21 protein-coding genes are annotated in these 26839 nt (G+C 71.9%); 17 read left to right on the top strand and 4 right to left on the bottom strand.

Annotation, left to right across the window (positions count from 1 at the left end; all coding sequences use genetic code 11):
- Positions 1-244: 244 nt before the first annotated feature.
- The 4 genes from ACPYN4_RS12245 to ACPYN4_RS12230 all read left to right on the top strand — a co-directional run bounded on the left by ACPYN4_RS12245 (position 245) and on the right by ACPYN4_RS12230 (position 4645).
- On the top strand, positions 245-1426 hold the full coding sequence (locus tag ACPYN4_RS12245; protein ID WP_424446524.1) for a sensor histidine kinase: 1182 nt from the start codon (positions 245-247) through the stop codon (positions 1424-1426).
- The gene (locus ACPYN4_RS12240) at positions 1423-2082 is read left to right on the top strand and encodes a response regulator (RefSeq protein WP_281652575.1); all 660 of its coding nucleotides are present in this window, start codon (positions 1423-1425) and stop codon (positions 2080-2082) included. Before ACPYN4_RS12245 ends, ACPYN4_RS12240 begins: the two co-directional genes overlap by 4 nt.
- 323 nt (positions 2083-2405) lie before the next feature.
- Entirely contained in the window at positions 2406-3167 is a 762-nt protein-coding gene (locus ACPYN4_RS12235) for an ABC transporter ATP-binding protein (RefSeq protein ID WP_424446523.1), read from the top strand.
- Entirely contained in the window at positions 3164-4645 is a 1482-nt protein-coding gene (locus ACPYN4_RS12230; protein WP_424446522.1) for an FtsX-like permease family protein, read from the top strand. Before ACPYN4_RS12235 ends, ACPYN4_RS12230 begins: the two co-directional genes overlap by 4 nt.
- A 92-nt stretch (positions 4646-4737) precedes the next feature.
- Here ACPYN4_RS12230 and ACPYN4_RS12225 read toward each other — a convergent pair whose 3' ends face one another.
- Positions 4738-5244 carry a hypothetical protein gene (locus ACPYN4_RS12225; protein WP_424446520.1) on the bottom strand — a complete coding sequence of 169 codons (507 nt, stop codon included), beginning with the start codon at positions 5242-5244 and terminating at the stop codon, positions 4738-4740.
- A 234-nt stretch (positions 5245-5478) separates the two neighbouring features.
- Here ACPYN4_RS12225 and ACPYN4_RS12220 point away from each other — a divergent pair, with 234 nt between their 5' ends.
- From ACPYN4_RS12220 to ACPYN4_RS12175, 10 genes are all read left to right on the top strand, one after another.
- Positions 5479-7986 carry a glycoside hydrolase family 3 protein gene (locus ACPYN4_RS12220; protein ID WP_424446519.1) on the top strand — a complete coding sequence of 836 codons (2508 nt, stop codon included), beginning with the start codon at positions 5479-5481 and terminating at the stop codon, positions 7984-7986.
- A gap of 90 nt (positions 7987-8076) precedes the next feature.
- Positions 8077-8721 carry a 2-phosphosulfolactate phosphatase gene (locus ACPYN4_RS12215; protein WP_239281451.1) on the top strand — a complete coding sequence of 215 codons (645 nt, stop codon included), beginning with the start codon at positions 8077-8079 and terminating at the stop codon, positions 8719-8721.
- Between the two features lie 215 nt (positions 8722-8936).
- Positions 8937-10052: an ABC transporter permease gene (locus ACPYN4_RS12210; protein ID WP_239281449.1), complete on the top strand. Its 1116-nt coding sequence runs from the start codon at positions 8937-8939 to the stop codon at positions 10050-10052.
- Positions 10049-11029 (top strand): ABC transporter permease, encoded by a 981-nt coding sequence (locus ACPYN4_RS12205; protein ID WP_287271564.1) that lies wholly within the window; start codon positions 10049-10051, stop codon positions 11027-11029. Before ACPYN4_RS12210 ends, ACPYN4_RS12205 begins: the two co-directional genes overlap by 4 nt.
- Positions 11026-12111, top strand: a complete 1086-nt coding sequence (locus ACPYN4_RS12200; RefSeq protein WP_287271562.1) for a BMP family ABC transporter substrate-binding protein — start codon at positions 11026-11028, stop codon at positions 12109-12111. The genes ACPYN4_RS12205 and ACPYN4_RS12200 overlap by 4 nt, the downstream gene beginning before the upstream one ends.
- Positions 12112-12134: 23 nt before the next feature.
- On the top strand, positions 12135-13667 hold the full coding sequence (locus ACPYN4_RS12195; protein ID WP_287271560.1) for an ABC transporter ATP-binding protein: 1533 nt from the start codon (positions 12135-12137) through the stop codon (positions 13665-13667).
- Positions 13664-15019 carry an amidohydrolase family protein gene (locus tag ACPYN4_RS12190; protein ID WP_287271558.1) on the top strand — a complete coding sequence of 452 codons (1356 nt, stop codon included), beginning with the start codon at positions 13664-13666 and terminating at the stop codon, positions 15017-15019. The genes ACPYN4_RS12195 and ACPYN4_RS12190 overlap by 4 nt, the downstream gene beginning before the upstream one ends.
- Positions 15006-15791: a DeoR/GlpR family DNA-binding transcription regulator gene (locus ACPYN4_RS12185; RefSeq protein WP_239281442.1), complete on the top strand. Its 786-nt coding sequence runs from the start codon at positions 15006-15008 to the stop codon at positions 15789-15791. The genes ACPYN4_RS12190 and ACPYN4_RS12185 overlap by 14 nt, the downstream gene beginning before the upstream one ends.
- 60 nt (positions 15792-15851) lie before the next feature.
- A complete protein-coding gene (locus ACPYN4_RS12180; RefSeq protein WP_239281441.1) occupies positions 15852-16664 on the top strand; it encodes a BtpA/SgcQ family protein in 813 nt (270 codons plus the stop codon).
- Between the two features lie 18 nt (positions 16665-16682).
- Positions 16683-18164 carry an FGGY-family carbohydrate kinase gene (locus tag ACPYN4_RS12175; protein WP_239281440.1) on the top strand — a complete coding sequence of 494 codons (1482 nt, stop codon included), beginning with the start codon at positions 16683-16685 and terminating at the stop codon, positions 18162-18164.
- A gap of 341 nt (positions 18165-18505) precedes the next feature.
- Here the strand turns inward: ACPYN4_RS12175 and ACPYN4_RS12170 are convergent, their stop codons facing one another.
- From ACPYN4_RS12170 to ACPYN4_RS12160, 3 genes are all read right to left on the bottom strand, one after another.
- Entirely contained in the window at positions 18506-19000 is a 495-nt protein-coding gene (locus ACPYN4_RS12170; RefSeq protein WP_287272207.1) for a SprT-like domain-containing protein, read from the bottom strand.
- Between the two features lie 48 nt (positions 19001-19048).
- A complete protein-coding gene (locus ACPYN4_RS12165; protein WP_239281439.1) occupies positions 19049-19570 on the bottom strand; it encodes a hypothetical protein in 522 nt (173 codons plus the stop codon).
- Positions 19571-19659: 89 nt separating this feature from the next.
- Entirely contained in the window at positions 19660-20523 is an 864-nt protein-coding gene (locus tag ACPYN4_RS12160) for a spermidine synthase (RefSeq protein WP_287272210.1), read from the bottom strand.
- Between the two features lie 54 nt (positions 20524-20577).
- Between ACPYN4_RS12160 and pxpA the strand changes: the two genes are divergently transcribed.
- The 3 genes from pxpA to ACPYN4_RS12145 all read left to right on the top strand — a co-directional run bounded on the left by pxpA (position 20578) and on the right by ACPYN4_RS12145 (position 26803).
- Positions 20578-21333: a 5-oxoprolinase subunit PxpA gene (gene pxpA, locus ACPYN4_RS12155; protein WP_287272212.1), complete on the top strand. Its 756-nt coding sequence runs from the start codon at positions 20578-20580 to the stop codon at positions 21331-21333.
- A 22-nt stretch (positions 21334-21355) separates the two neighbouring features.
- Positions 21356-23041 carry a carboxyltransferase domain-containing protein gene (locus tag ACPYN4_RS12150; RefSeq protein WP_424446518.1) on the top strand — a complete coding sequence of 562 codons (1686 nt, stop codon included), beginning with the start codon at positions 21356-21358 and terminating at the stop codon, positions 23039-23041.
- A 261-nt stretch (positions 23042-23302) separates the two neighbouring features.
- Positions 23303-26803, top strand: coding sequence for a DNA-directed RNA polymerase subunit beta (locus ACPYN4_RS12145; protein ID WP_424446517.1), 3501 nt, complete (start codon positions 23303-23305; stop codon positions 26801-26803).
- The last annotated feature ends 36 nt before the right edge of the window (positions 26804-26839 follow it).

Here is a 26839-nt window from a genome sequence, read left to right as displayed (position 1 = left end):
TTTGGTGCCGAGGTCGCCGGTTTGGTGCCGAGGTCGCCGGTTGGGTGCCGAGGTCGCCGCGGCGACCTCGCGGCCGGAGGGACGACCTCGCGGGCGAAGCGGCGACCTCGTGGGGGAAGGGGCGACCTCGTGGGCGAAGCGGCGACCTCGCGGGTGAAGCGGCGACCTCGTGGAGGACGCGCCGACCTCGTGGATACATCTCGCGGTGGATGCCGCCCCACGCCCGGTCGCGTAGCGTCGAAGCGTGTTCCGCCGGCTGACCCGCACGCAGCTCGTCATCGACATCGTCGTGGCGGGACTGTTCGCGCTTGTCGCCCTCCCCTTCGACCTGTCGATCGGCCGCTTCAACGACAACAACGCGCTCGGGACCGTGCTGGTCGCCCTGCTGATGGGCGGTGCGCTCGCGCTGCGCCGGGCCGCGCCCGGGCTCGCGTTGACCGTCGCCTGGGCTGGCGCGATCGTGCAGATGGCGATGGCGCGCCCGCCGAGCACCGCGGACATCGCCGTCTTCGGGGTGCTGTACGCCACGGCCGCCTACGGCAGTCGCCGTACCTTCTGGGCAGGGCTCGCGTCGACGTTCGTCGGCGCGCTCGTCATCACGATCTACCTGTTCGCGCCGCTGACGGATGGCGGCCTCAGCGTGTCGACGATCACGACGGCCCTCGCGGTCGCCCTCGCCGCGATGTTCGGCCTGGGACTGGCCTGGACGGTCGGCGCGCTCGTGCGCACCGGCATCCGCGCCCGCGAGAACCGGCGCGCCCAGGAGGTGGCCGAGGCCGAGGCGGCGGCGGAGTCCGAGCGCACGCGGATCGCCCGGGACATGCACGACGTCGTCGCGCACTCCCTCGCCGTCGTGATCGCGCAGGCCGACGGCGCCCGCTACGCGAGTGCGTCCGATCCGGATGCCGCGGCATCCGCCCTCGGCACCATCTCCACGACCGCGCGGGCCGCGCTCTCCGACGTGCGCATGCTGCTCGCGCAGCTGCGACACCGGCAGGCCGACGGCCCGCAGCCCACGCTCGCCGACCTCGAACAGCTGTATGCCCAGGTGCGCGCGGCGGGCATCGCGCTGCGGGTCGACGTCGATCCGGCGCCGGCGGGCGAGGTTCCGACCGGGGTGCAGCTCGCGGTCTATCGGATCCTGCAGGAGGCGCTCACCAATGCGCTCCGGCACGGCGCCGGCGCGCCCGTCGACGTCGCGCTGGCGTGGCATGCTGACCGGGTGGAGTTGAGCGTGCGCAACGAGACCACGGCGCCCGGCGTCCCGGCGTCGGGGACACCCGCCGGTGAGGGTGAGGCGCCCCGCGGGCACGGCGTGATCGGCATGCGGGAGCGTGCGCAGCTCGTCGGCGGCACACTCGACGCCGGTCGCGAGGGCGGCGACTTCGTCGTCCGCGCCACGCTCCCGATCGGCGGCGGCGAGTGAGCGTGCCGATCCGCGTCGTTCTGGTGGACGATCAGGCGCTGTTCCGCGCCGGCATCCGGATGGTCGTCGCCTCGCAACCCGATCTCGAGGTCGTCGGCGAGGCCGGTGACGGCGCCGAGGCGCTGCGGGTGATCCGCGCGACCCGTCCGGACGTGGTCCTGATGGACATCCGGATGCCGGTGATGGACGGACTCACCGCGACTGCCGAGCTGCTCGCCGACACGTCGTTCGCCGACGCCCCGCCGCGCGTGGTCATGCTGACGACGTTCGACCTCGATGAGGCCGCCGCGCGCGCGATCCGGCAGGGGGCGAGCGGGTTCCTGTTGAAGGACGCCGATCCGGAGTTCCTGCTGGCCGCGATCCGCACGGTCCACGCCGGGTCGGCCGTCATCGCGGCATCCGCCACCCGCGACCTGTTCGCCCACTTCGCCGCACCGGCGGTGCGCCCCGCGCCCCCGGCGTTCGAGGAGCTGACCGACCGTGAGCGGGAGATCTTCGCGCTCGCCGCCCGCGGACTGTCGAACGCGGAGATCGCGCAGCGCGAGTTCCTCTCCGAAGCGACCGTGAAGACGCACATCAGCCGGATCCTCGCCAAGCTCGCCCTACGCGACCGCGTCCAGCTCGTCGTCTTCGCCTTCGAGCACGGCCTGGCCTGACCCCGCCCCGTCGGCGCGCCCGCTCGGCGGCCCCGTCCGCGCCGTCCCCCGTCCAGCGTGTCTCGAAAGCAGGGCGAATCGACCGAAACCGGCCGCCGCACGCCCCGATGAGCCGGTTCAGCCTGCTTTCGCGACGGCGGGACGGGGTGACGGGGTGAGCGACCCGACCGAGCGACCGGCCGACCGCGACCGGCCGACCGCGGCCGGCCGACCGTGGCCGGCGCCGGCCGGCCGACCGCACCGGGCGGATCATCCTCGCGATGTACGCGGGCGCGACCCGCGGCGGACGCGGCCGACGCCGCGCCCTCCGTAGCGTCGACGGCATGGAGATCACGACGACAGAACTCGGCCTCGCGGCGCGGGTGCAGGGCCTCAGCAAGACGTACGGCGCGGGCGAGACCGGGGTGCGGGCGCTCGACGACGTCACCGTCGGCATCCGCCGCGGGGAGTTCACCGCGATCATGGGGCCGTCGGGGTCGGGCAAATCCACCCTCATGCACATCATGGCGGGCCTGGATGCGCCGACCAGCGGCCGCGCCTGGATCGGCGACACCGAGATCACCGGCCTGTCCGACCTCGAGTTGACGATCCTGCGGCGACGCCGCGTCGGCTTCGTCTTCCAGGCGTTCAATCTCGTGCCGACCCTCGACGCGCTCGGCAACATCCTGCTGCCGTTCGACCTCGACGGTCGCACCCCGAGCGCGCTGGAGCGTGCGCGCATCGACGGCCTCATCGACTCCCTCGGCCTGCGGCCGCGGCTGCGGCACCGCCCGCACGAGCTCTCCGGAGGGCAGCAGCAGCGCGTCGCGATCGCCCGGGCCCTCGCCACGGCGCCCGACCTCGTCTTCGCCGACGAGCCCACCGGCAACCTCGACTCCCGCTCCGGCCGTGAGGTGCTCGCCCTGCTGGCCGCCGCCGGCCGTCAGCATGGGCAGTCGATCGCGATGGTGACCCACGATCCGGTCGCCGCGAGCCACGCCGACCGCGTCCTGTTCCTCGGCGACGGTCGCGTCGTCGCCGACAAGCCGCGCCAGAGCGTCGAACAGGTCTCGGCCTTCATGCTCGCTGCGGAGGTGGCGGTATGACCGCCGTCGCGACGCCGGAGACGCCGGAGACGACATCGGAGACGGCGACCCGGATGCCGCGGCGCACCCGGTCCGCGGCGTGGCTGCGCGAGCGCGGGATGGGCGCGACGATCCTCGTGTCGGCGATCTCGGCCGCCTTCGGCGTCCTGCTGCTGAGCGCGACCGGATACATCGCGGCGTGGGTGGATGCCGATCCCTATCTCGGCGGTGGCGAGACGGTGACGGTGGTCCTCGGCATCCTGAGCGTGCTGCTCGTCGGCGTCGCGATCTACGTCGCCGCGATCGTGACGGCCAACACCTTCGCGACGATCGTGGCCGGCCGGGTCCGCCGCATCGCGCTGATGCGCCTGATCGGGGCGTCGGCGCGGTCGCAGCGGGGTGAGGTCGCCCGCCAGGGCCTCATCGTCGGCACGCTCGGCGCCGGGGTCGGCCTCGTCGCGGGTGTCGCGGCGGCCGCGCTGCTGCTGTGGTGGGGTGGGAACGCGCTCGGCCTCGATGTCGCCTACGACATCCTGCAGCCCGTCCTCGTGCTCCCCGCGGCGGTCGTCGCGCTGACGACGTGGGCGGGCGCGTGGAGCGGGTCGCGCCGTGTGCTGTCGGTGACGCCCCTGCAGGCGATTGCGGGCTCGACGCCCCGTCGGCATGACGAGGCGGCCGCGTCCCGCGGGCGCAACGTCGCCGCAGTGGCGCTGTTCGTCGCCGGTGCCGCGCTTCTCGCGCTCGGCGTCGTGGTCGGGATGCTGAACCCGCTCGGCGTCGTGGTGGCGTTCGTCGGCGGCATCCTCTCGTTCTCCGGCCTCGCGCTCGGTGCGGTGCTCATCATGCCGCCGCTGCTGCGGCTCACCGGCCGGCTGTTCGGACGCTCCGCGCCGGCGCGACTCGCGGCCGAGAACGCGCTGCGCTACCCGGAACGAGCCAGCCGCATGGCGATCGGCGTCGTCATGGGCGTCACCCTCGTCGTCATGTTCGCCGTCGCGAACGAGTCGGTCAAGGCCGTCATGACGGCCTCGTCCGGCGGCGAGCCGCCGGCGGAGATGATGCGGGTCATGGATACCTTCGCCGCCATCATGATGGGGCTCGTTGCGGTGTCGGCGGTCATCGCGGGCGTCGGCCTCGTGAACCTCCTGACGATCGGGATCGTTCAGCGGCGGCGCGAACTGGGGCTGCTGCGCGCGCTCGGCCTGACCTCCGCGCAGGTGCGCCGCGTCGTGCTGCTCGAGGCCGTCCACGTCACGATCACGGCTCTGCTGTTCGGTCTCGTGCTGGGGGTCGTCTACGGCTGGGTCGCGGCGCAGTCTCTGCTCGGCTCGGTGTCGGTGCCGCCCGCGTGGTCGTCGCCAACGCTCGTCGCGCCGGCGATCCCGTGGCTGCCGGTGCTCGTGGTGGTCGTCGCCACCGCGCTGCTCACCGCCGTGGCCACGGTGGTCCCGACTCGGCTCGCGACCCGCGTTACCGCGGTCGAGGCTCTCGCGGAGTAGCCGCGCCGCGGCGGCCGCGTGCCCTCGGACCCTCCCCGTGCGCCCGCAAGCCCGGCCGGCGCGCCAGGCCCCGCGCGCGTGGGCCTCGCGCGTCAGGCCGGGTCCGGCTCCGGGTCGTGCGCCCACGTCGGGGCGAGCGCGCGCAGCCGCGCACCGCGCCACTGCCACGTCGCCCACAGGACGGGCCACAGCGCGGGGGCCGCAGCGCCGCCGATGACGAGGCGGTCCCGCCACAAGGTCTTGCCGGCATCGCCCAGCGCAGGGGAGACCGCCATCTGGTGATCCCAGACGTCGAGCGCCGACAGCGGTCCGGTCAGTGGGATGCCGCTGTCGCGGAGGATCCGCACCGGGCCGCGCTCGTCGCGGGTGAGGCGTTCGCTGACGTGGATGAGCTGCTGGCCGAGCGGCATCGCACCGCCCAGCCGCAGCGCGACGGGCACGTCGGCGCCCGGATCGAGCCTGGTGGGCAGGCCCGCGGCGGCCATCGGCGCCATGTCGACGAGCGGGCCGTAGAGCTCCGCGATCGCGCGGGGGGAGTGCAGCGCGCGCCACGCGGCGTCGGCGTCGCAGTCGAGAACGAGCTTCAGCAGGATCCGCATGCTCCAGTGTCGCACCCATCGCGAACAGCATGGTGCGCTAGTGTGGGAGCGCTCCCAGCCTGGGGGACTCCGGGCAAGAGCCCAGAGACAACCCGGAGGCGACGCCCGGCGCAACCCCGGGGACAAGCCCCCGAGGCACCCCGGCACCCCCCCGGGTATAACCCCCCGAGGCAACCCCGGCACGACCCCGAGCGAAACCCCCAACACGACCCCATCACGACCACGAGGTGCTCCATGCCCCAGCCCGCCGCCATCGAGTCCGGCGATCGGTCCCACGCGCTGCCGCCGGTCGAATCGGTCGCGCAGATCTCCAGCATCTTGCAGGACGCCGATCCCACCCTCGACCCGGCGCTCGCGGCCCTCGCCCGCCAGGCCGCGGCGGAGGGCGTGGTGCTGCTGCGCAACGACGACGGCGTCCTGCCGCTCGGAGACCGTCCGACGGCGGTGTTCGGCCGGGTCCAGTACGACTGGTTCGCGGTCGGCTACGGCTCGGGCGGCGACGTGAAGGTCCCCTATGTCTGGAACCTCACTGCGGGGCTGCGCGACGCCGGTGTCGCCGTCGACGAGGGGGTCGCCGAGCAGTACCGGCAGTGGTGCGCGGCGCACCGGCCGAGCTTCGACGGCACGTGGGGCAACTGGCCGCACCACTTCCCGGAGATGCCGCTGGATCCCGCTGTCGCGACGGATGCCGCGACGCGCGCCGACACGGCCGTCGTGGTGATCGGGCGGGCCGCCGGAGAGGCGCGCGAGAGCACGCTGACGCCGGGGAGCTACTTCCTCACCGACGACGAGCGCGCCATGCTGGACGCCGTCACCGCCGCCTTCGCCCGCACGGTCGTCGTCATCGACGCCGGCAACGTCATGGACCTCGGCTGGCTCGCCGACTACGGAGACCGCATCGGCGGCGTGCTGTACGCGTGGCAGGGCGGCATGGAGGGTGGACGTGCCGTCGCCGCCGTCCTCGCCGGAGAGGTCGCACCGAGCGGGCGCCTCACCGACACGATCGCGTGGCGCTACGACGACTACCCGAGCGCCGGCAACTTCGGCGATCCCGACGTCGGCGTCTACGCCGAGGACGTCTTCGTCGGCTACCGCTACTTCGAGACGTTCGCCCCCGAGCGCGTCCAGTTCCCCTTCGGCTTCGGCCTGGGGTACACGACCTTCGCGGTCGAGGTCGCCGAGGTTTCGGACGGTGCCGGTCGCCGGGGCGAGGCGGGCGACGCGGGCGGGGCGGATGCCGAGATCGTCCGCATCCTCGTCGACGTGCGCAACACCGGCGCCGAGCACGCCGGCAAGGAGGTCGTGCAGGTCTACGTCGGTGCGCCCGAGGGCCTGCTCGCCCAGCCCGCGCGCCGGCTCGCCGCCTTCGCGAAGACACCGTTGCTGGCCCCCGGCGAGAGCGCCCGGCTGGAGCTGACTTTCGACCTCCGCGATCTCGCGTCGTATGACGACGGCGGGGTGACCGGTCATCGCAGCGCGTACGTGCTCGAACCGGGTGCGTACCCCGTCTTCGTCGGCACGAACGTGCGCACCGCGACCGAGGTCGCCGTGCGCCGCGTCGACCGCCTGCGCGTCGTCCGGCAGCTCAGCGAGGCCGCCGCCGTGGATCCCGCGCACGCCTTCCGCCGCATGACCCGCGGCCGCGACGACGCCGGCCGGCCCGTGCCGGCGTGGGAGGACGTGCCCACCCGCACGGTCTCCCGGCGCGAGCGTGTGCTCGACGCCCTGCCCGCCGAGATCGCCCCGACCGGTGACCGCGGCATCCGCCTGGACGACGTCGCCGCCGGCGACGCGACGCTCGACGCCTTCGTCGCGCAGCTCTCCGACGATGAGCTGGCCCTCCTCGCCCGCGGCGACATCACGATGCACAGCCCGCTCGGAGCCGCCGGCAACGCCGGCGTGCTGGGCGGCGTCAGCGCCGGGCTGCGCGAGCGGGGCGTGCGACCGGTCACGACGACGGATGGACCGAGCGGCCTGCGCCTCGCGGCCTACGCGTCGCTGCTGCCGTCGGGCACCGCGCTGGCCTCGACGTGGAACGCCCCGCTGGTGCGCGAGCTCGCGGCGCTGCACGGCCAGGAGATGGTGCGCAAGGGCTCCGACGTGCTGCTGAGCCCCGGCATGAACATCCACCGCGACCCGCTGTGCGGGCGCAACTTCGAGTACTACTCCGAGGATCCGCTGGTCACCGGGCGGATGGGTACGGCGGTCGTCGCGGGAGTGCAGTCGGCGGGGGTGTCGGCCTGCCCGAAGCACTTCGCGGCGAACAATCAGGAGACCAACCGCACTCGCCACGACTCCCGCGTGTCGGAGCGCGCGCTGCGGGAGATCTACCTGCGCGGCTTCGAGATCTGCGTGCGTGAGGCGGCGCCCCGCACGCTCATGACCTCGTACAACAAGATCAACGGGGTGTGGGCGCACTACCACCACGACCTCGTCACGACGATCCTGCGGGGCGAATGGGGCTACACCGGCTGCGTCATCACCGACTGGTGGATGGAGGATGCCGTCGACCCCGACTTCCCGGACCTCGCCGACAACGCCTACCGCGTCCGGGCGCAGGTCGATGTGCTCATGCCCGGTGGCGTGAAGACGGATGCCGGCCCCCAGGCCTACGCCGACGACTCGATCCTCGCCTCCCTCGCCCGGACGGACGGCCTCACGCGCGGGGAGCTGCAGCGGGGCGCCCGCAACGTGCTGGGGCTCGTGCTCGCGCTCGCCCCCGTGGTGGACGCGCGGGGTTGAGGCGCGGAGATGGCGCGCGGGCGCGCCGGCGGCGCGCGGGGCGGGGCTGCGGCGGCGTCGGCGCGCGGCGCCGCCGCCTACGCTGGAGCGGTGAGCACGCCGTTCGACCAGTCCCGCTATCAGATCCGCTTCGAGTGGGGAGTCGACGGGCTCGACCGGCTCGCGGCATCCGACATCGTCGTCGTGGTCGATGTGCTGCGGTTCAGCTCCACGGTGACCGACCGGGTTGCTGAGGGCGAGACGGTGCCGCTGGATGCCGCGGCGCATGCCGTGTCGCTCAACGGTGCCCGCGTCGCGGCGCACGCCGCGGCCGCCGCGCACAGCCCCGTCGTCCTGCTCGGATGCCTGCGCAACGCGGCCGCCGTCGCTCGCGAGGTGCTCGCCGAGCAGACCCGCCGCGCGGCGCGGACGAGCGTTGCGGTCATCGCGGCGGGCGAGCTCACGGGCCGCGAGCCCGGCGCACCGCTGCGCTTCGCTGTCGAGGATCTGCTCGGCGCGGGTGCCGTCATCGACGCGATCGGCGCGCTGGGGCTGGACCACACGTCGCCCGAGGCGGCCGCCGCGTGCGAGGCTCACCGGGGCTTGGCACGCGCGACCCGGCACCTGCTGACCTCGAGCGGGTCGGGACAGGAGCTCCTCGCCCGCGACCTGCGCGACGAGACCCTGCACGCCGCGCAACTGGATGCCGTCGCCGCCGTCCCGGTCCTCCGCGCCGGCGCCTTCGTCGCAGCCTGACTCCCGCCGGGGTGGCACTTGTGGTGCCCTTCAACCCCGCGGGCTCACCACGACTGCCACGTGAAGGGATGCCGCCCCACCCCATCCATGTGAATTCGTAACACCAGGGAAACATCACCCATGTGAATTCGTAACACGCCCCCGGCATCCTCGAACCACGCCGAAAGCCACCGCCGAAACCTTCGGCTCAGACGGCGCAGAACGAGGACCAGCAGATGCGAGAGAGTGTGCAGCGCAACGCGTGGCGCTTGGCGCTGCCGGCCATCGCGGTCGTGCTCGCGCTCGCCATCGGCGGACTCCTGATCTCCTCCCTCGGCGTCTCGCCGTGGGAGGCCGCTGGCACCGTGATCCAGGCCGGATTCAGCTGCGACCCCGCCTACTGCAACCTCGGCGGCACGCTGAGCCTCGCGGGCCCCATCATCTTCTGTGCGCTGGGCGCCGTCGTGAGCCTGCGCAGCGGTCTGTTCAGCATCGGGCAGGAAGGCCAGTACGCGCTCGGCGGCCTCGCCGCGGCCGTCGTCGGCTTCGCGATCCCCGCACCGGCCGGCGTGCACCCCGTCCTGTGCCTCGCAGCCGCGGCGATCATCGGCGCGCTGTGGGGCGTGATCCCCGCCATCCTCAAGGTCTACCTCGGCGTCAACGAGCTCATCATCACGATTGTCCTCAACGCGATGGCGGGGCTCCTGCTCGACTTCCTCGTGAACTACCCGCTCCGCGCGGAGGCGTCGACCGTCGGCTACACCCCGTCGATCCTGCCGACCGCGCGCCTGGCGCTCTTTGACACCTCCACGAAGGTCGGCGTCGGCTTCGTGCTCGCGGTCATCGCATGCGTCGCGGTGTGGTTCTACATGAGCCGCACGACGCGCGGCTACGAGCAGCGGATGAGCGGCGAGGCGACCCTGTTCGCGCGATACGCGGGCATGTCGGCGTCGTCGAGCGTGTTGCGCGCGGGTCTCATCGGCGGCGCGCTCGCCGGCATCGGCGGCGGCATCCAGGTGCTCGGCGCGAACTACCGCGTCGTCGAGGGGTTCAGCGACGGCACCGGCCTCACGGGCCTGACCGCCGCGATCCTCGGTGGCACGACCGCGATCGGCGCCGGCATCGTCGGCATCCTCTACGCGGGGGTCACGGTCGGAGCCGTCAACGGACTGCAGATCATGCTCGGCGTCCCGCGTGAGATCGGCTCGACGGTGCTCGCCCTCATGATCGTGCTCGTCGCGGTGCAGGCGCCGCTGCTCACCCGCATCGAGCGGGCACGTGAGCGACGTCGGGCGAATCGTGTGATGGATGCCGCGGAGCCGCCCCGCCGAATCGGAGCACCCGCCTCATGATCTTCTTCGCCGACTTCCTGAACTCCGGCATCCGGCTCACGACCCCGATCCTGTTCGCCGCGATCGCGTCGATGCTCTCGGCGCGCGCGGGCGTGCTGAACCTCGCGATCGAGTCGAAGGTGCTCATGGGCGCCTTCGTGGGCATCCTCGTGGCCGCGACGACCGGCAACACGTTCGTCGGCGTCCTCGCGGCCGCGGCGGCGGGAGCAGTCATCGGCGCGATCATGGCGATGGCGCACCTGTTCGGCGTCGACCTCGTCGTGCTCGCGATCGGTCTGAACATCCTGGTGCTGCAATCGACCGTCTTTTTCATGCGGTCGTTCCTCGGCGGCGTCGGCACCTACAAGCCCGACGTCGACACGGTGCCCGCGATCGTGATCCCTCTGCTCAGCGACCTGCCGTTCGTCGGCAACCTGCTCTCGCGACTCAACTGGCTGGTGTACCTCGCGTACATCCTCGTGGCGCTCATCGCGATCTGGTTCCGCACCCGGCCCGGCCGGCACCTGCTCGCCGTCGGCGAGGCACCCGGCGCCGCCGCGAGCGCGGGACTCAAGGTCGGACGCACACAGGTGCTCACGCTCATCGCTGCCGGCGCGATCGCCGGGCTCGGTGGCGCCTACCTGTCGATCGGTGACCTCGGTCTGTTCACCCGCAACATGAGCGCCGAGCGCGGCTGGATCGGCATCACGGCGGCCCTGCTCGCCCTCAACAGGCCGGCCTTCCTGATTCCTGCGGCGGGCATCTTCGGACTGGCCAGCGCCGCCAGCATCCGCCTGCAGCAATTCGACGTACCCGCCAACCTCACGCAGTTCATCCCCCAGGGCGCGGCGTTCGTCGCTCTCGTCCTGGTCGGACTGCGCGCCAAATCCCGCGGGCAGGTGACGCGCCTGTGGGTACGCAGCTCGCGCCTGTCCCTCCGCCGAAAGACGCCCCACCCTGCTCCAACTTCCACATCCACTCAAGGAGAGAACCGATGACCCGAACCCGAATGGCGGCCGCCGCCGCCCTCGCTCTCACCGGTGTGCTGGCCCTCGCCGGCTGCGCCGGCGAGTCCACCGCCGCGACGAGCACCGATGACGCGACCTTCACCTACGCCCTCGTGACTCCCGGCGCTGCCGGCGACGGCGGCTACATCGACTCGTCGATCGCGGGCGCGAAGCTCGCCGAGCAGGAGCTCGGCGTGACGGGCCGCGTCGTCGAGGCTGAATCGGTCTCGCAGCAGGAGGCCGTCCTGCGCTCGACGGTTGCGACGCACCCCGACATCATCCTCGCGCCGGGCCTCGACCCTGACTCGCTGCTCGCCGTCGCGAACGAGAACCCCGACCAGCTGTTCGGCGTGCCGAGTGATATCTACGTCGACGAGCTGCCGGACAACGTGCAGGCCTACTCGATCAACGTCAACGACTCGAGCTTCCTCGGCGGCTATGTCGCCGGCTCGCTCACGACGACGAAGAAGGTCGGCGCAGTGCTCGGCGGCGACAACCCCGGCATCAACCAGTTCTTCTACGGATACAAGCAGGGCGTCCTCGCCGCGTGCCCCGACTGTGTCGTCACGCCGAGCTACCTCAACAACGAGTACTCCGATCCGTCCGTCGGGCAGGAGGCCGCACTCGCGCTCTATCAGGCCGGCAACGACATCGTCTACGCCGTCGCGGGTCTGTCCGGTCAAGGTGTGTTCACGGCCGCGACCGAGCAGGGCGCCTACGCGATCGGCGTCGACTCGAACCAGGACGGCGATGCCCCCGGCACCGTCATCACATCGGTCATGAAGCGCGTCGACATGACGACGTTCAACCTCATCAAGGCGGCCATGGACGGGAACTTCCAGTCGGGCTTCGTCGCGGCCGGCATGTCCGACGGCGTCAGCGGACTCTCGTGGGATGACGGCTCGACCGTCTTCGCCGACAACGGTCCCGCCGACATGGTCGCGCAGCTGCCCGAGATCCAGACCCTGGTCGACGGACTCAAGGAGCAGATCCTCGCGGGCGACCTCACGGTCTGCGACGCGCTGAACGACCCGACCAGTGCCGACTGCGTGGCCCTCGGCCTCGGCAGCTGACCCAGCACCACAAGGACATCACCATGGACCAGACCTCGACGCGCGTTCCGCGGCTTGAGACGCGGGGGCTCCGCAAGTACTTCGCCTCCTCCGGCGTGCTCGCTGTCGCCGACGTGTCGTTCGAGGTCTGGCCCGGTGAGGTCGTCGCCATCATCGGCGAGAACGGCACGGGCAAGAGCACCCTCATGAACCTGCTGTTCGGGGTGCATAATCCGGATGCCGGAGAGATCCTCATCGAGGGCGAGCCGCGCACGATCGGTGATCCGCAGGATGCCATCGCGGCGGGCCTCGGCATGGTGCATCAGCACTTCGAACTCGTGCCGAGCTTCACCGTCGCCCAGAACGTGCTGCTCGGACGCGAGCCCGCGCGGCTCGGTCTGTACGACGACAAGCGCGCCCGGGAGCGCGTCGCACAGCTCGCCGCCGAGAGCGGCCTCCGGATCGACCCGACGCGGCGCGTCGACACCCTGTCGATCGGTGCGCAGCAGCGGGTTGAGATCCTCAAGGCGCTCGCCGCCGACGCGCAGACCCTCATCTTCGACGAGCCGACCGCCGTTCTCACGCCGGGTGAGGCGGAGGAGCTGACAGGCCTCATCCGTCGGCTCGCCGCGGGAGGCCGATCGGTCCTGTTCATCTCGCACAAGCTCCCCGAGGTGCAGGCGGTCGCCGACCGCATCGTCGTCATGCGACGCGGTCGCGTCGTCGCGACACTCCGGCGCGGCGAGGCAGACGATGCCGAACTCGCTCGCCTCATGGTGGGTCGCGACGTCGCCCAGCAGACCGAGCCGCCCGTCCTGCCGCTGCGCGCCACCGTGCTCGGCGTCACGGGGCTGCGCCACGCGGCGACCCCTGAGGACGCCGACGGCGTGCAGTTCGAGATCCGCGGTGGCGAGATCCTCGGCATCGCGGGCGTCAGCGGCAACGGCCAGGACGAGCTCATCGAGGCGATCGCGGGGCTCCTGCCCCTCGACGCCGGCGCCGTCGACGTCCGAGGCGTGCCCGTCGCCGGGCGCAGGCCCGCCCGCATCCGCGAGGCGGGGCTCGCCCACATCGCCGCCGATCGCATGACCGTGGGCCTCAATCTCACCGCGACCCTCGAGGAGAACGTCGTCGCGACGGCCTTCCGCTCGCGTCGGTTCAGCAGGCTCGGCGTCATCGCGCGCAAGGCCCGCCGGGCGTTCGCGCAGCAGGTCATCGCCGACTACGAAGTGCGCGGCGCCGCCCCCGCGCGTGCCGTCGCCTCGCTCTCCGGCGGCAATCTGCAGAAGATCGTCATCGGCCGCGAGCTCGCCGGCGAACCCGCGGTCGTTCTCGCGAACCAACCCACGCGTGGCCTCGACGTCGGCTCGATCGAGTTCGTCCACCGCTCGCTGCTCGCGGCGTGTGCGGAGGGCTCCGGTGTGCTGCTGGTGTCAACGGAACTCGACGAGGTTCTCGCTCTGTCGCACCGCATCGCGGTGATGTATCGGGGCGAGCTGATCGGCCCGTTCGCACGGGCCGACGTCGACCGTGAACGGATCGGCCGCATCATGGCCGGTGGAAAGGATGCCGCATGACCACCCCCGAGAGCCCCCGACTGATCGTCGCAGACATCGTGTGGACGGGAACGGGCGACGTGTTCGAGCCCGGCGTCATCGAGCTCGACGCGGGTCGCATTGTCGCCGTCTCGGCGCTGACCGGGCCACGCCCGGCCGGCCCCGATGTCGTCGACCTGGGGCCGAGCCTTGTCATGCCGGGCCTTGTCAACACCCACGCGCACACCCCGATGTCGCTCATGCGCGGCGTCGCCGAGGGGCACTCGCTCCTCACGATGGAGGGCTTCCTCGCGGTGCTGCGCACACGCGAGGCGCACCTGACGCCCGAGCTCGTCCCGGCATCCGTCGCGGTCAGCTGCGCCGACTTCATCCGGCACGGCATCACGGCCTTCGCCGATCAGTACTTCTACGCTGACCGCATCGCGCCCGTCGTCATTCAATCGGGGCTGCGCGCGGCACTGGCTTGGGGCATCGTCGAGCTCGGGGACGACGCCGCGCGGGCACGCGAGCTCGCCGCGGCGACGGCGTTCGCCGAGTCGATGCAGGGCGCGTCCGACATCGTCCGGGGATGGCTCGGCCCGCACGCCTACTTCGTCGACAACACGCCCGAAGCCATGGCGGCCGAGCTGGAGGCCGCCACGCGCCTCGGCGCCGGCCTGCACGTGCATTTCTCCACGTCGTCAGAAGAAGACGACTGGTGCCGCGAGCACACCGGCACGAGCGGCCTCGAGCAGCTCGTCGCGATGGGCATGCTCGAGGTGCCGACGATCCTCGCGCACTGCAACACGGTGCCCGTCGACGAGCTGCCGCTGTTGGCCGGCACGCGCGCGTCGATCGCGGTCATCCCGTCGGTCGCGATGCAGTCGGGTGTCCCCGCGGCACCTGTCCGTGCCGCGCTCGATGCGGGCGTGAACGTCTCGCTCGGTTCCGACAACGTGTGCAACAACACGGGCGTCGACCTCTTTGAAGAGATGCGCACTCTCGGCAAGCTCGCCGCCTTCACCTCGCAGGTGCCGAACGAGGTGACCCCCGCCGAGATCCTCGGCATAGCGACGGTGAACGGGCACCGCGCGCTCGGTGGTGCGGAGGGAGACGGGATGCTGCAAGCCGGCGCCATCGCCGATCTGATCGCGATTCCCCTCGCCGAGGTGGGCCGCGGTCCGCGCGGAGCGCAGTCGCTCGAGGCGGCGCTCGTCTACGGCACGAGCGGCGCCTCCGTCTCGTCCTCGCTCGTCGGAGGGTCGTGGATCATGCGCGACCGTCGCGTCCTGACGCTCGACGTCGACGCCGCGATCGCGCAGCAGCAGCGGGACTACGACATCCTGATATCGCGGATGGCGGCGGCGACGGGGGAGCAACATGGACGTGTTTGAGCGTCGCGCGATCATCGAGGAGCGCGTCACAGACCACGGAGAGGTGCAGTTCGCCGATCTCGCGCGCGAATTCGGCGTCAGCGAGATGACGATTCGGCGTGACATCGAGGTGCTGCAGAGCGCCGGCATCGTCCGGCGGGTCTCCGGTGGTGCGATCGCGCTGCCCGGCACGGCGTTCGAGCCGTCGTACGGCTCGCGCGCGGGCCACGCGGTCGACTCGAAGATGCACATCGCCGTCGCGATCGCCGAACGGCTCTCGCCGGGGGAGACCGTGATCCTCGACAGTGGTTCGACCGTCGCCTCGGTCGCCCGCGCAATCTGCGGGCGCGGCCTGGGGCTGACCGTCATCACGCCGTCGCTGACCGTCGCGACGACGCTCGCCGACGAGCCCGACACGACCGTGATCCTCGCGGGCGGCATCGTGCGTCCGGGGGAACTGAGCCTCATCGGACCCGACGCCGAACGGCTGATCGCCGGGTACAACTGCGACGTCTATGTCGCGGGAGTCGCGGGCGTCGACGCCGAGCGCGGGCTGACCGAGTACCACCCGCAGGAAGCAGCGGTGAAGCGCGCCGCCGTCTCGGCCGCCCGACGACTCATCGTCGGCGCCGACCAGGCGAAGCTCGGCCGCGTCCACCTCGTCAACATCGCGCCGCTCGAGGCGGTCGACGTGCTCGTGACCGACGCGTCGGCCGACCATCCGACGGTCCTCGACGTGCAGACGGCGGGAGCCGAGGTCGTGCTCGTCTCGTCGGCATCCGCCTCGCCCTGACCCTCGCCCCGCCGCGGGCTGCGCGGCCCCCTTTCCCCTCATCGACACTACTGGAGCATCATGACCTCTCTTTTTCGCGCCATTTTTCCGAACACGGCTCGCCCGCTCGTGGCGATGGCCCACGTGCCCGCTCTCCCCGGAACGCCGCTCTATGACGCGGCCGGCGGCGTCGACGCGCTCGTCGAGCACGTGCAGCGTGACGTCGACGTGCTCGTCGAGGCGGGCTTCGACGCCGTGATGTTCTGCAACGAGAACGACCGCCCGTACGAGCTGCACGCGGGACCCGAGGCATCCGCCGTCATGGCGCGTGTCGTCACCGAGTGCCGGCCTGCGGCGATTCCGTTCGGCGTCGACTTCCTGTGGGACCCGCGCATCGCGCTCGCGACGGCCGTTGCGACGGGCGCCTCCTTCCTGCGTGAGGTCGTCAGTGGCGTGTGGGAGTCGGACATGGGGCTGTGGAACACGGATGCCGCGGCGACCCTCCGCGAGCGCCGCCGGTTGGATGCCGGGGACATCGCAATCCTGATGAACATCTCCCCCGAGTTCGCCTCGCCGATCGGCACGCGGTCGTTCGCGCAGATCGCCAAGTCGACGGTCGTGTCGTCACTGGCCGACGGCATCCTCGTCTCCGGCCCGATGGCGGGTGCCGGCCCCGACACCGCGGTGCTGCGCGAAGTGCGTGAGGCTGTCGACGCCGTCGACTCCGAGGTGCCGGTGATCCTCAACACGGGAGCGCGCGCCGAGACGATCGCCGAGATGCTCACGATCGCCGACGGCTGTATCGTCGGGTCGTCGCTGAAGGTCGACGGGCACACGTGGAACCGCGTGGACCCCGATCGGGCTCGGCGATTCGTCGACGCCGCCCGGCGCTGACCCCCGAGCGAGCGCGGCATGACTGACGGACTGTTGATCGGCATCGACATCGGCACGACCGGTGTCAAGGTGGTCGTCGTCGACCCCGGCCGAGGGCAGATTGCGCAGGCGACGCGGGCGAATCGGCTGTCGTCGCCGCACGCGGGATGGGCCGAGGCCGACCCCGCGCAGTGGTTCGCAAACGTCGAGTCGGCGCTGCTCGAGCTCGCTTCGGCCATCGCCGGGCGGGCCGTCGCAGCGATCGCGACAACCGGCATGGTGCCGGCGATCGTCGCCGTCGATGCGGCCGGTGCGCCCGTGCGCGCGGCGATTCTGCAGAACGACGCGCGGGCGACGGGGGAAGTGGAGGCGCTGACCGGGCGGCTTTCGAGCGCGGGTGCGGACCCTCTCGCGGTGACGGGCTCGGTGCCGTCGCAGCAGTCGGTCGCGCCGAAGGTCCTGTGGCTGGAACGGCACGAGTCGGATGCCTGGAGCCGCACACGCCACGTCGTCGGGTCGTACGACTGGCTGCTGATGGCGCTCGGTGCCGAGCCCCACGTCGAGGCAAACTGGGCGCTCGAGTCGGGGCTGTTCGACCTCTCGGGGGACGTGTTCGCGCCGGCAGCCGAGGCCGTTCCCGGGCTCGCCGACCGGCTCGTTCCGGGGCGTCGGTCGGGGGAGGTCGTCGGGCGGCTGCGCGGCGATCTCGCGGAGCGCGTCGGGCTTGCCGCCGGCATCCCGCTCGTCGTGGGAGGCGCCGATCATGTGCTGTCCGCGTACACGGCGGGGCTGCGGGAGCCCGGTGACTGGCTCGTCAAGCTCGGCGGGGCGGGTGACATCCTGGCGGTCAGCCGCGAGGCCGTCACCGATGCGCGGTTCTTCCTCGACGCGCATCCTGTTGACGGACTGTGGCTGCCGAACGGATGCATGGCGACCAGCGGCAGTCTCGTGCGGTGGGTGCAGCAGATGCTGCGTATCGATGATCTCGCCGCGATGGACGACGAGGCGGCGATGCGTCCCGCGGCCGAGATCTTGTGCCTGCCGTACTTCCTGGGTGAGAAGAGTCCGCGCAATGATCCCGACCTGCGCGGGGTCATCGCGGGGCTGCACCTCGGTCACGGGGCCGCCGACGTGTATCGGGCGGCCCTCGAGGGGATCGCCTTCGGCTTCCGGCACAACGCCGAGGTGCTGCGCTCGCGCGGGGTCGCGCTGGACCACGCGACGGTGACGAACGGTGGGGCGACCTCGTATCTGTGGAAGCGGATCCATGCGAGCGTGCTCGGCGTGCCGCTGCGCACGATCCGCGATCACCCCGGGGCATCCCTCGGCGCGGCGTTCGCGGGTGGGGTGGGCGTCGGCGCGTACGCCGCGTGGGACGAGCCGCTCGCACTGGTGCTCGAGGGCGACGTGATCGACCCCGACCCCGCGTGGGTCGGCCGATACGACGACGCCTACGGTCTGTGGCGTGAGCTCGGCGACGTGACCGCCGGGACGATGCGCGCGCTCGCGCGCGGCCGATAGGCCGGGCCGGTTCGCGTCGCCTGTCACTTGTGGTGGCCGGCGCGCGAGCGGGGTCACCACGACTGCCATGTGAAGGGATGCCGCCCCGCACCCGGGTGGTTGGGATGGCAGTTGTGGTGGGCACTCACCCCGCGGGCTCGCCACGACTGCCATGTGAAGGGATGCCGCCCCGCACCCGGGTGGTTGGGGTGGCACTTGTGGTGCCCTTCAACCCGGCGGGCCCACCACAACTGCCACGCGAAGGGATGCCGCGGCGCGGCCGGGTGGTTGGGATGGCACTTGTGGTGTCCTTCAACCCGGCGGGCCCACCCCAACTGCCACCCGAACGAGCCCCCGCCCGCCTACTCCCCGCGCGGCGTCATCGCGGCCAAGCGCGTCGCGGGCGTGATGTCGCGCCGCGTCCAGCGGAACAGGAACCGCTCGTCGAAGGTGCGCGAGCACTTCGCGCACGACGTCGGACGCGTCACCCGCCGATGCCGGTACGCGACGTGCCCGGCCGGGCACACGCCCACCCAGGGCGCGAGCTCGGTCGCCGTCTCACCGTGGTGGGTGGTGCCGCCCGTGTAGCCGAGGGAGCGCGCCGTCCGCTTCCATGCCGGACCGTGGCCCGCGCGCGACCCGGCGAGCGCGTGCGCGACCTCGTGCAGCAGCGTCTGCCGGTTGGTCGCGTCGTCATATCGCGCGGACAGGTATCGCGACACCGTCAGTCGCTTGCGCGTATAGTCGCACGCCCCCGCGCGGCGCTTGGCGTTGTCGAAGGCGAACGACCACGAGGCATCCAGGTGCGTCGCAATGAGGGCCTCCGCCTCATGGCGCACCCACTGCAGGTCAGACATCGCGTCGCTGTCCGGTCATACCGGCACTGTACGTCGGGCCTCCGACACTCAGCTGGCGACGGCCGAGCGCCGCCGGTCGGCGGCCTCGATCGCGAGCAGCGTCGACTCGAGCTGGTCCTCGGGAGCGCCGGCCTCCTGGCGCAGGAACAGTGCGCGCTTGAAGTCGGCGCGGGCGTCGGCGTAGTCGCCGGCGTCGTAGCTCACCTTGCCGCGGTGCTGCAGCGCGAACGCCGCCAGCGCCGCCCAGCCCTGCCCGTCGGCCTCCTCGGCGCACGTCGTCAGCTCCTGGTGCGCGGCCGCGTAGGCGCCGCGGAACTGCAGCACGCTCGCGTGGAGGATCCGTGCCCGCAGCAGGTCTTTGCGCGTGCCGCCCATCCGCGCGACGCGCACGGACTGCTCCGAGATCACCAGGGCGTCCTCGAGCTTGCCGAGCACCTTCAGCAGCCACACGCGTTCGAGCAGGGCCGGCAGGCTCCGCTGATCGCCCAGTTCGTCCAGCCGCTCCTTGCACTGGTGCGGGTCGACGATCTCGCGCAGGGTCTGCGGGTCGTACCCCTTGATATAGCTCACGGCAGCCCCCTTCGTCGCTCCGGTCTCGGCTCTCCCAGTCTCACCCGGGACGGTGCCGATCCGGGGCGCACACGCCGCGCGGACGGCGCTCAGCGCTCGAAGACGGATGCCGCCGGTTTCGGCGACGCGGTGGCGTCGGCATCCGTCGCCACCCGTGCGTCCCGCACGAACTCGTCGAGCTCCGCGCCCTGGGCCACCTTCGCGGGGTGGGGGCCGGCGGCCATGAGACGCGGCAGCCATGTCACGGGCAGCGGCGCGTGCGAGGCGGCGATGACGAGATTGCCGAAGCGGCGGCCCTTGAGCGTCTGCACCTCCGCGAGCACGATGACCTCCGGCAGCACCGCGCGTACCGTCGCGACCTCGCGGCGCGCGAACGCGAGGCCCGCGCCGTCGGCGACGTTGACGAGCAGGACGCCGTCGGGGGAGAGCAGCCCCGCGAGGATCCGGAAGTACTCCACGGTCGTCAGGTGCGCCGGCGTCTGCGCGCCCGCGAACACGTCGGACACGACGAGGTCGGCGCTGCCCTGCAGCCCGGCCGGCAGGCGCGCCGCGACATCCCGGGCGTCGCCGATCCGCACCCGCACCTGCGCGCCGCGGGGCAGCGGCAGCTCGGCGCGGACGAGATCGACGAGCGATTGCTCCAGCTCGATCACCTGCTGGCGCGACCCCGGTCGGGTGTGCTCGACGTAGCGGGGGAGGGTGAGCGCCCCGGCGCCGAGGTGAATCGCGGTGAGGGGCTGCCCCGGCATCCGGAGCAGGTCGATGACCGCGCCCATCCGGGCGACGTACTCGAAGTGCAGGTGGCTGGGGTCGTCGGGGTCGACGTGCGACTGCGGCGTGCCGTCGACGTCGAGCTCGAAACCGCCGGCGAAGCGGCTGCGCACGACGCGGGCGATCGTGCCGTCGGACAGCCGCGCCTGGGCCGGCTCGTCCTCCACCCGCCCTCTGGCCATGGCTCCACGGTAGCGGGCCGGGATCCCCGCTGTCGGCGCCGGTACGGTAGCGGCATGACCGCGATCGACCTCAACGCCGACCTCGGCGAGACGGTCGACGGCGCCCCGACCGCCGACGACGAGGCGATGTTCGCCGTGGTGTCCAGCGCCTCGATCGCGTGCGGCGGTCACGCCGGCGACGCGGCGTCGATGGCGGATGCCGTCGCGCGCGCGGCCGCGCACGGCGTCGCCGTCGGGGCGCACCCGTCCTACCCCGACCGGGCCGGATTCGGCCGCGTGCGCCTGACGCTGCCGGCCGACGACCTCCGCCGGACGGTGCGCGAGCAGCTCGCCGCGCTCGCCGCGGCAGGGGCGGACATCCGCTACGTCAAGCCGCACGGCGCGCTCTATCACGCAGTCCGCGACGACCCGGAGCAGGCGGCCGCGGTGGCGGATGCCGTCGCCGACCTGTCCGCGCGCGTCGGCCGCGCCGTGCCCCTCCTCGGACTGCAGGGCGAGATCGCCGCCGCGGCGCGTGCCGTCGGGCTCCCGTTCCGGCAGGAGGCCTTCCTCGACCGCGGCTATCTGCCGGACGGCGCGCTGGTCCCGCGCGGCGCACCGGGTGCGCTGATGGACGATCCCGCGATTGTGGCCGCCCGTGCCGTGCGGCTCGCACGCGACGGCGTCGTCGAAGCCGTCGACGGCTCGCTCGTGCGGGTCGACGCCGTCTCGCTGTGCGTGCACGGCGATTCCCCCGGCGCGGTGGCCATGGCCCGCGCCGTCCGTGCGGCGCTCGACGCGGCGGGCGTCGCGGTCCGCGCGCCGTGGTGACTGTGGTGACGGGGTCGCTGTCATGACTGTGCGGATCCTGCCCTTCGGTGACCGGGCGCTGCTGGCCGAGGTCGCTGATCTCGGTGCGATGCTGTCCCTCCACGGGCGCCTCGCGGCATCCCGCCCCGCCGGCGTCGTCGACCTCGTCCCCGCCGCGCGGACCGTGCTCGTGGCGGTCGATCCGGCCGTCCTCTCGCTCGCGGCGGCGCGCGCGTGGATCGGGGATGCCGCGGGTGCGGGCGGCGCGGATGTTATGGGTGACGCGGTGGGCGCGGGTGCCGACCCCACCGGCCCGCTCGTCGAACTGCCGATCGTCTACGACGGCGCCGACCTCGCCGAGACGGCGGGCCTCGTCGGACTCGGCACGGCGGAGCTCGCCGCCCGCCACGCCGCCGCTGAGTGGAGCGTTGCCTTCACCGGCTTCGCGCCGGGGTTCGGATACCTCGTCAGCGCCGACTGGCCGTTTCCGGTGCCGCGTCTCGACCGCCCCCGCAGCCGCGTCCCGGCCGGTGCCGTGGGCCTCGCCGGGCCGTTCACCGGCGCCTATCCGCGCTCCAGTCCCGGCGGCTGGCGCCTCATCGGGACGACATCCGCCGTCCTCTTCGATCCGGCAGCGGCGACGCCCGCGCTCCTGCAGCCCGGCACCCGCGTGCGCTTCCGTCCGGCGCCCGCGCTCCCGGCATCCGCCCCCGCGCTGGCCGCGCCCTACGCGCCCGCCGCGCCATCCGCCCCCTCTCTAGCGGCGAGACCACGTCCGTGTACCGAGACACCGGAGGCGCGACGCGGTCTCGGTGCAGCGACGACGTCTCGCCGCGTAGGCACTCCCGCGGGCCGGATCCGGGTGCTCACGCCGGGACCGCTCGCGACGGTGCAGGATCAGGGGCGACCGGGCGCGCTCGCCGCCGGAGTCGCGGTCTCGGGCGCCGCCGACCGTGCCGCGCTGCGCATCGCCAACCGGCTCGTCGGCACCGACGAGCGTGCCGCGGGAGTGGAGATCACGTTGGGCGGCTTCCGCGCGGTGTGGGATGCCGCGGCATCCGGCCCCGACACCGACCTCTGGTTCGCGGTCACGGGCGCGTGGGGCGCGATCCGCTTGGGCGGCCGGGCGGTCGACCCCTACGTTGCGCACCCGTGGCCGTCGGGAGCGGAGCTCGAGATCGACGGGTTCGACCACGGCGCCCGGGCGTACCTCGCCGTCCGCGGCGGCATCGCGGCATCCGCCGTCCTCGGCTCGCGCGCCACCGACACCCTCGCGGGCCTGGGCCCCGCGCCGCTGGCCGCGGGGGCGACGCTCGCGCCGGCCGGCGACGTCACCGGTCCGGTCCCGCCCGCCGACCTGCACCCGTGGGGACCTCCGCCGGGCGAGGTGGAGGTCGCGCTGGCTCCGGGCCCACGGGCGGACTGGTTCGCGAGCAGCTCGCCGCTCTTCGACGCCGTCTGGACGGTGTCACCGCAGGCCGACCGCGTCGGCATCCGCCTCGACGGACCGGCGCTGCCGCGTGTCCGCGACGACGAGCTGCCGAGCGAGGGGATGCTGCCGGGCGCGATCCAGGTCCCACCCGACGCGCGTCCCGTCATCCTCGGACCCGATGGGCCGGTCACCGGCGGCTACCCCGTCATCGCCGTGGTCACCGACGCCGCGCGCGATCTTCTCGCGCAGGCCCGGCCGGGCACCCGGATCCGGTTCCGCCACGCCCGCCCCGCCTGACCACCGCGCCTCATGCGGCCACCGCGCGGTTATACCGCAGCATCCGAAACTCGTCAAGGATCCGGCTTGCCATGGCGCGTCGCGCGGTCTATAGTGGGTAGTTGCGCTCCCTTCCCCCATGCCCTCATATGGTGGTCGGCGTGCGCCTGCAGATCCCCGCCGCTCGAGAGACGTGGCGGCGCGCGGCAGGCGGCGGGAACGGAGCACTCCACCTGACGACAAGGAAACCAGCCCCTGCCCGGGCTCATGGAGGTAATCCCCTTGGCTGCTGCGCGCAACGCAACCAATTCCACCACCACCCCCAAGAACGGCCGCGGCGCTTCGCGCCTGTCGTTCGCCAAGATCTCCGACACGCTGACGGTCCCCGACCTTCTCGCGCTGCAGACGGAGTCCTTCGACTGGCTCGTCGGCAACGACGCCTGGAAGGCCCGTGTCGCAGAGGCGAAGGAAGCCGGCCGCACCGACGTGCCCGAGACCAGCGGCCTCGAGGAGATCTTCGAGGAGATCTCGCCCATCGAGGACCTCGGCGAGACGATGCAGCTGAGCTTCACGAACCCGTACCTGGAGCCGGAGAAGTACTCGATCGAGGAGTGCAAGGAGCGCGGCAAGACCTACGCCGCCCCGCTGTACGTCGAGGCCGAGTTCATGAACCACCTCACGGGTGAGATCAAGACCCAGACCGTCTTCATGGGCGACTTCCCGCTGCAGACCGGCAAGGGCACGTTCATCATCAACGGCACCGAGCGTGTCGTCGTCAGCCAGCTCGTCCGCTCGCCCGGCGTCTACTTCGACAAGACGCCCGACAAGACCAGCGACAAGGACATCGTCTCGGCGCGCGTCATCCCCTCCCGCGGCGCCTGGCTCGAGTTCGAGATCGACAAGCGCGACCAGGTCGGCGTGCGCATCGACCGCAAGCGCAAGCAGTCGGTCACCGTCTTCCTCAAGGCCCTGGGCCTGTCCAGCGAGGACATCCTCAACGAGTTCGCCGGCTACGAGTCCATCGAGGACACGCTGAGCAAGGACACGATCCTCACCAAGGAGGATGCGCTCCGCGACATCTACCGCAAGCTCCGTCCGGGCGAGCAGGTCGCCGCCGAGGCCGCCCGCGCGCTGCTGGACAACTTCTACTTCAACCCGAAGCGCTACGACCTGGCGAAGGTGGGTCGCTACAAGATCAACCAGAAGCTCGGCCTCGACAAGCCGCTGAGCGACTCGGTGCTCACCGTCGACGACATCGTCGCGACCATCAAGTACCTCGTCGCGCTGCACCGCGGTGACGCGTCGATCCCCGGTGTCCGCAACGGCGAGGCGGCGGAGATCCGTCTCGACGTCGACGACATCGACAACTTCGGCAACCGTCGCATCCGCGCCGTCGGCGAGCTCATCCAGAACCAGGTCCGCACCGGCCTGTCCCGCATGGAGCGCGTCGTCCGCGAGCGCATGACCACGCAGGACATCGAGGCGATCACGCCGCAGACCCTGATCAACGTGCGCCCCGTCGTCGCCGCGATCAAGGAGTTCTTCGGCACGTCGCAGCTGTCGCAGTTCATGGACCAGAACAACCCGCTCGCGGGTCTGACCCACAAGCGCCGCCTGTCGGCGCTCGGCCCCGGCGGCCTCAGCCGTGAGCGCGCCGGCGTCGAGGTCCGCGACGTCCACCCGTCGCACTACGGCCGCATGTGCCCGATCGAGACCCCGGAAGGCCCGAACATCGGCCTCATCGGCTCGCTCGCCTCGTTCGCGCGGATCAACGCGTTCGGCTTCATCGAGACGCCGTACCGCCGCGTGGTCGACGGCAAGGTGACCGACACGATCGACTACCTCACCGCCTCCGAGGAGAACGACTACATCGTCGCCCAGGCCGGCGCCGAGCTCGACGCGGACGGCAAGTTTGCCACCGAGCGCGTGCTGGCCCGCCGCGGTCAGGGTGGCGAGGTCGACATGTTCCACGCCGACGAGATCGGCTACATGGACGTCTCGCCGCGCCAGATGGTGTCGGTCGCGACCTCGCTTATCCCCTTCCTCGAGCACGACGACGCCAACCGCGCCCTCATGGGTGCGAACATGCAGCGTCAGGCCGTGCCGCTGCTGCGCAGCGAGTCGCCCGTGGTCGGCACCGGTATGGAGGGCTTCGCGGCCATCGACGCCGGCGACGTCCTCACCGCTGAGAAGTCGGGTGTCGTCGCCGAGGTCTCGGCCGACGTCGTCACGATCCAGCTCGACGAGGGTGGCACGCAGGACTACTTCCTGCGCAAGTTCGACCGCTCCAACCAGGGCACGAGCTACAACCAGCGCGTCATCGTCTCGGCGGGCGACCGCATCGAGGCCGGCGAGGTCATCGCCGATGGCCCGGCGACGGAGAACGGCGAGCTCGCGCTCGGCAAGAACCTCCTCGTCGCGTTCATGACGTGGGAGGGTCACAACTTCGAGGACGCGATCATCCTCAGCCAGGACCTCGTCAAGAACGACACCCTCTCCTCGATCCACATCGAGGAGTACGAGGTGGATGCCCGTGACACCAAGCTCGGCAAGGAGGAGATCACCCGCGACCTCCCCAACGTCAGCCCGGACCTGCTGAAGGACCTCGACGAGCGCGGCATCGTCCGCATCGGCGCCGAGGTGCGCCCCGGCGACATCCTCGTCGGCAAGGTCACGCCCAAGGGCGAGACCGAGCTGAGCGCCGAGGAGCGCCTGCTCCGCGCGATCTTCAACGAGAAGAGCCGCGAAGTCCGTGACACCTCGCTGAAGGTGCCCCACGGCGAGCAGGGCACGATCATCGCCGTCAAGGAGTTCAACGCCGAGGACGGCGACGACGAGCTCGGCTCCGGCGTCAACCGCCGCGTCGTGGTCTACATCGCCCAGAAGCGCAAGATCACCGAGGGCGACAAGCTCGCCGGCCGTCACGGCAACAAGGGCGTCATCGCGAAGATCCTCCCCGTCGAGGACATGCCGTTCCTCGCGGACGGCACGCCGGTCGACGTCGTGCTCAACCCGCTCGGCATCCCCGGTCGCATGAACTTCGGCCAGGTGCTCGAAACCCACCTCGGGTGGATCGCGAAGCAGGGCTGGAAGGTCGAGGGCACCCCGGAGTGGGCCGTGCACCTGCCGGAGTCCGCCCGCGAAGCGGCCCCGGGCACGAAGGTCGCGACCCCGGTGTTCGACGGTGCGCACGAGGCCGAGATCGCGGGGCTCCTCGACTCGACGCTGCCCACGCGCGACGGTGTGCGCCTGATCGACAGCTCGGGCAAGACGCAGCTGTTCGACGGCCGCTCCGGCGAGCCGTTCCCGGCGCCCATCTCGGTCGGCTACATGTACATCCTGAAGCTGCACCACCTCGTGGACGACAAGATCCACGCCCGCTCCACCGGCCCCTACTCGATGATCACGCAGCAGCCGCTGGGTGGTAAGGCGCAGTTCGGCGGCCAGCGCTTCGGCGAGATGGAGGTGTGGGCGCTCGAGGCTTACGGTGCCGCGTACGCGCTGCAGGAGCTCCTGACGATCAAGTCCGACGACATCGTCGGCCGCGTCAAGGTCTACGAGGCGATCGTCAAGGGCGAGAACATCCAGGAGCCGGGCATCCCCGAGTCCTTCAAGGTGCTCATGAAGGAGATGCAGTCGCTCTGCCTGAACGTCGAGGTTCTCTCGGCCGACGGCACGGCGGTCAACCTCCGCGACACGGATGACGAGGCGTTCCGCGCGGCGGAGGAGCTCGGCATCAACATCTCCACCCGGTTCGAGTCCTCGTCCATCGACGAGATCTGACCCGCGGTTTACGAAACTTTCTGAGACACAGGAGAA

This window comes from Microbacterium sp. CH-015 (assembly GCF_049707015.1).
In the GTDB taxonomy this organism is placed as follows: domain Bacteria; phylum Actinomycetota; class Actinomycetes; order Actinomycetales; family Microbacteriaceae; genus Microbacterium; species Microbacterium aurum.
The sequence above is the reverse complement of the archived record's forward strand: the minus strand, read 5'-3'. Positions and strand labels throughout refer to the sequence as shown.

What these genes read in the sequence shown, in the direction of transcription:
- ACPYN4_RS12205 (WP_287271564.1), top strand. Translation starts at nt 10,049, where the DNA reads ATGATCTTCTTCGCCGACTTCCTGAACTCCGGCATCCGGCTCACGACC.
- ACPYN4_RS12180 (WP_239281441.1), top strand. Translation starts at nt 15,852, where the DNA reads ATGACCTCTCTTTTTCGCGCCATTTTTCCGAACACGGCTCGCCCGCTC.
- ACPYN4_RS12150 (WP_424446518.1), top strand. Translation starts at nt 21,356, where the DNA reads ATGACTGTGCGGATCCTGCCCTTCGGTGACCGGGCGCTGCTGGCCGAG.
- ACPYN4_RS12235 (WP_424446523.1), top strand. Translation starts at nt 2,406, where the DNA reads ATGGAGATCACGACGACAGAACTCGGCCTCGCGGCGCGGGTGCAGGGC.
- ACPYN4_RS12220 (WP_424446519.1), top strand. Translation starts at nt 5,479, where the DNA reads ATGCCCCAGCCCGCCGCCATCGAGTCCGGCGATCGGTCCCACGCGCTG.
- ACPYN4_RS12185 (WP_239281442.1), top strand. Translation starts at nt 15,006, where the DNA reads ATGGACGTGTTTGAGCGTCGCGCGATCATCGAGGAGCGCGTCACAGAC.
- ACPYN4_RS12190 (WP_287271558.1), top strand. Translation starts at nt 13,664, where the DNA reads ATGACCACCCCCGAGAGCCCCCGACTGATCGTCGCAGACATCGTGTGG.
- ACPYN4_RS12175 (WP_239281440.1), top strand. Translation starts at nt 16,683, where the DNA reads ATGACTGACGGACTGTTGATCGGCATCGACATCGGCACGACCGGTGTC.
- ACPYN4_RS12170 (WP_287272207.1), bottom strand. Translation starts at nt 19,000, where the DNA reads ATGTCTGACCTGCAGTGGGTGCGCCATGAGGCGGAGGCCCTCATTGCG.
- ACPYN4_RS12200 (WP_287271562.1), top strand. Translation starts at nt 11,026, where the DNA reads ATGACCCGAACCCGAATGGCGGCCGCCGCCGCCCTCGCTCTCACCGGT.
- ACPYN4_RS12230 (WP_424446522.1), top strand. Translation starts at nt 3,164, where the DNA reads ATGACCGCCGTCGCGACGCCGGAGACGCCGGAGACGACATCGGAGACG.
- ACPYN4_RS12160 (WP_287272210.1), bottom strand. Translation starts at nt 20,523, where the DNA reads ATGGCCAGAGGGCGGGTGGAGGACGAGCCGGCCCAGGCGCGGCTGTCC.
- ACPYN4_RS12210 (WP_239281449.1), top strand. Translation starts at nt 8,937, where the DNA reads ATGCGAGAGAGTGTGCAGCGCAACGCGTGGCGCTTGGCGCTGCCGGCC.
- ACPYN4_RS12225 (WP_424446520.1), bottom strand. Translation starts at nt 5,244, where the DNA reads ATGCGGATCCTGCTGAAGCTCGTTCTCGACTGCGACGCCGACGCCGCG.
- ACPYN4_RS12195 (WP_287271560.1), top strand. Translation starts at nt 12,135, where the DNA reads ATGGACCAGACCTCGACGCGCGTTCCGCGGCTTGAGACGCGGGGGCTC.
- pxpA (WP_287272212.1), top strand. Translation starts at nt 20,578, where the DNA reads ATGACCGCGATCGACCTCAACGCCGACCTCGGCGAGACGGTCGACGGC.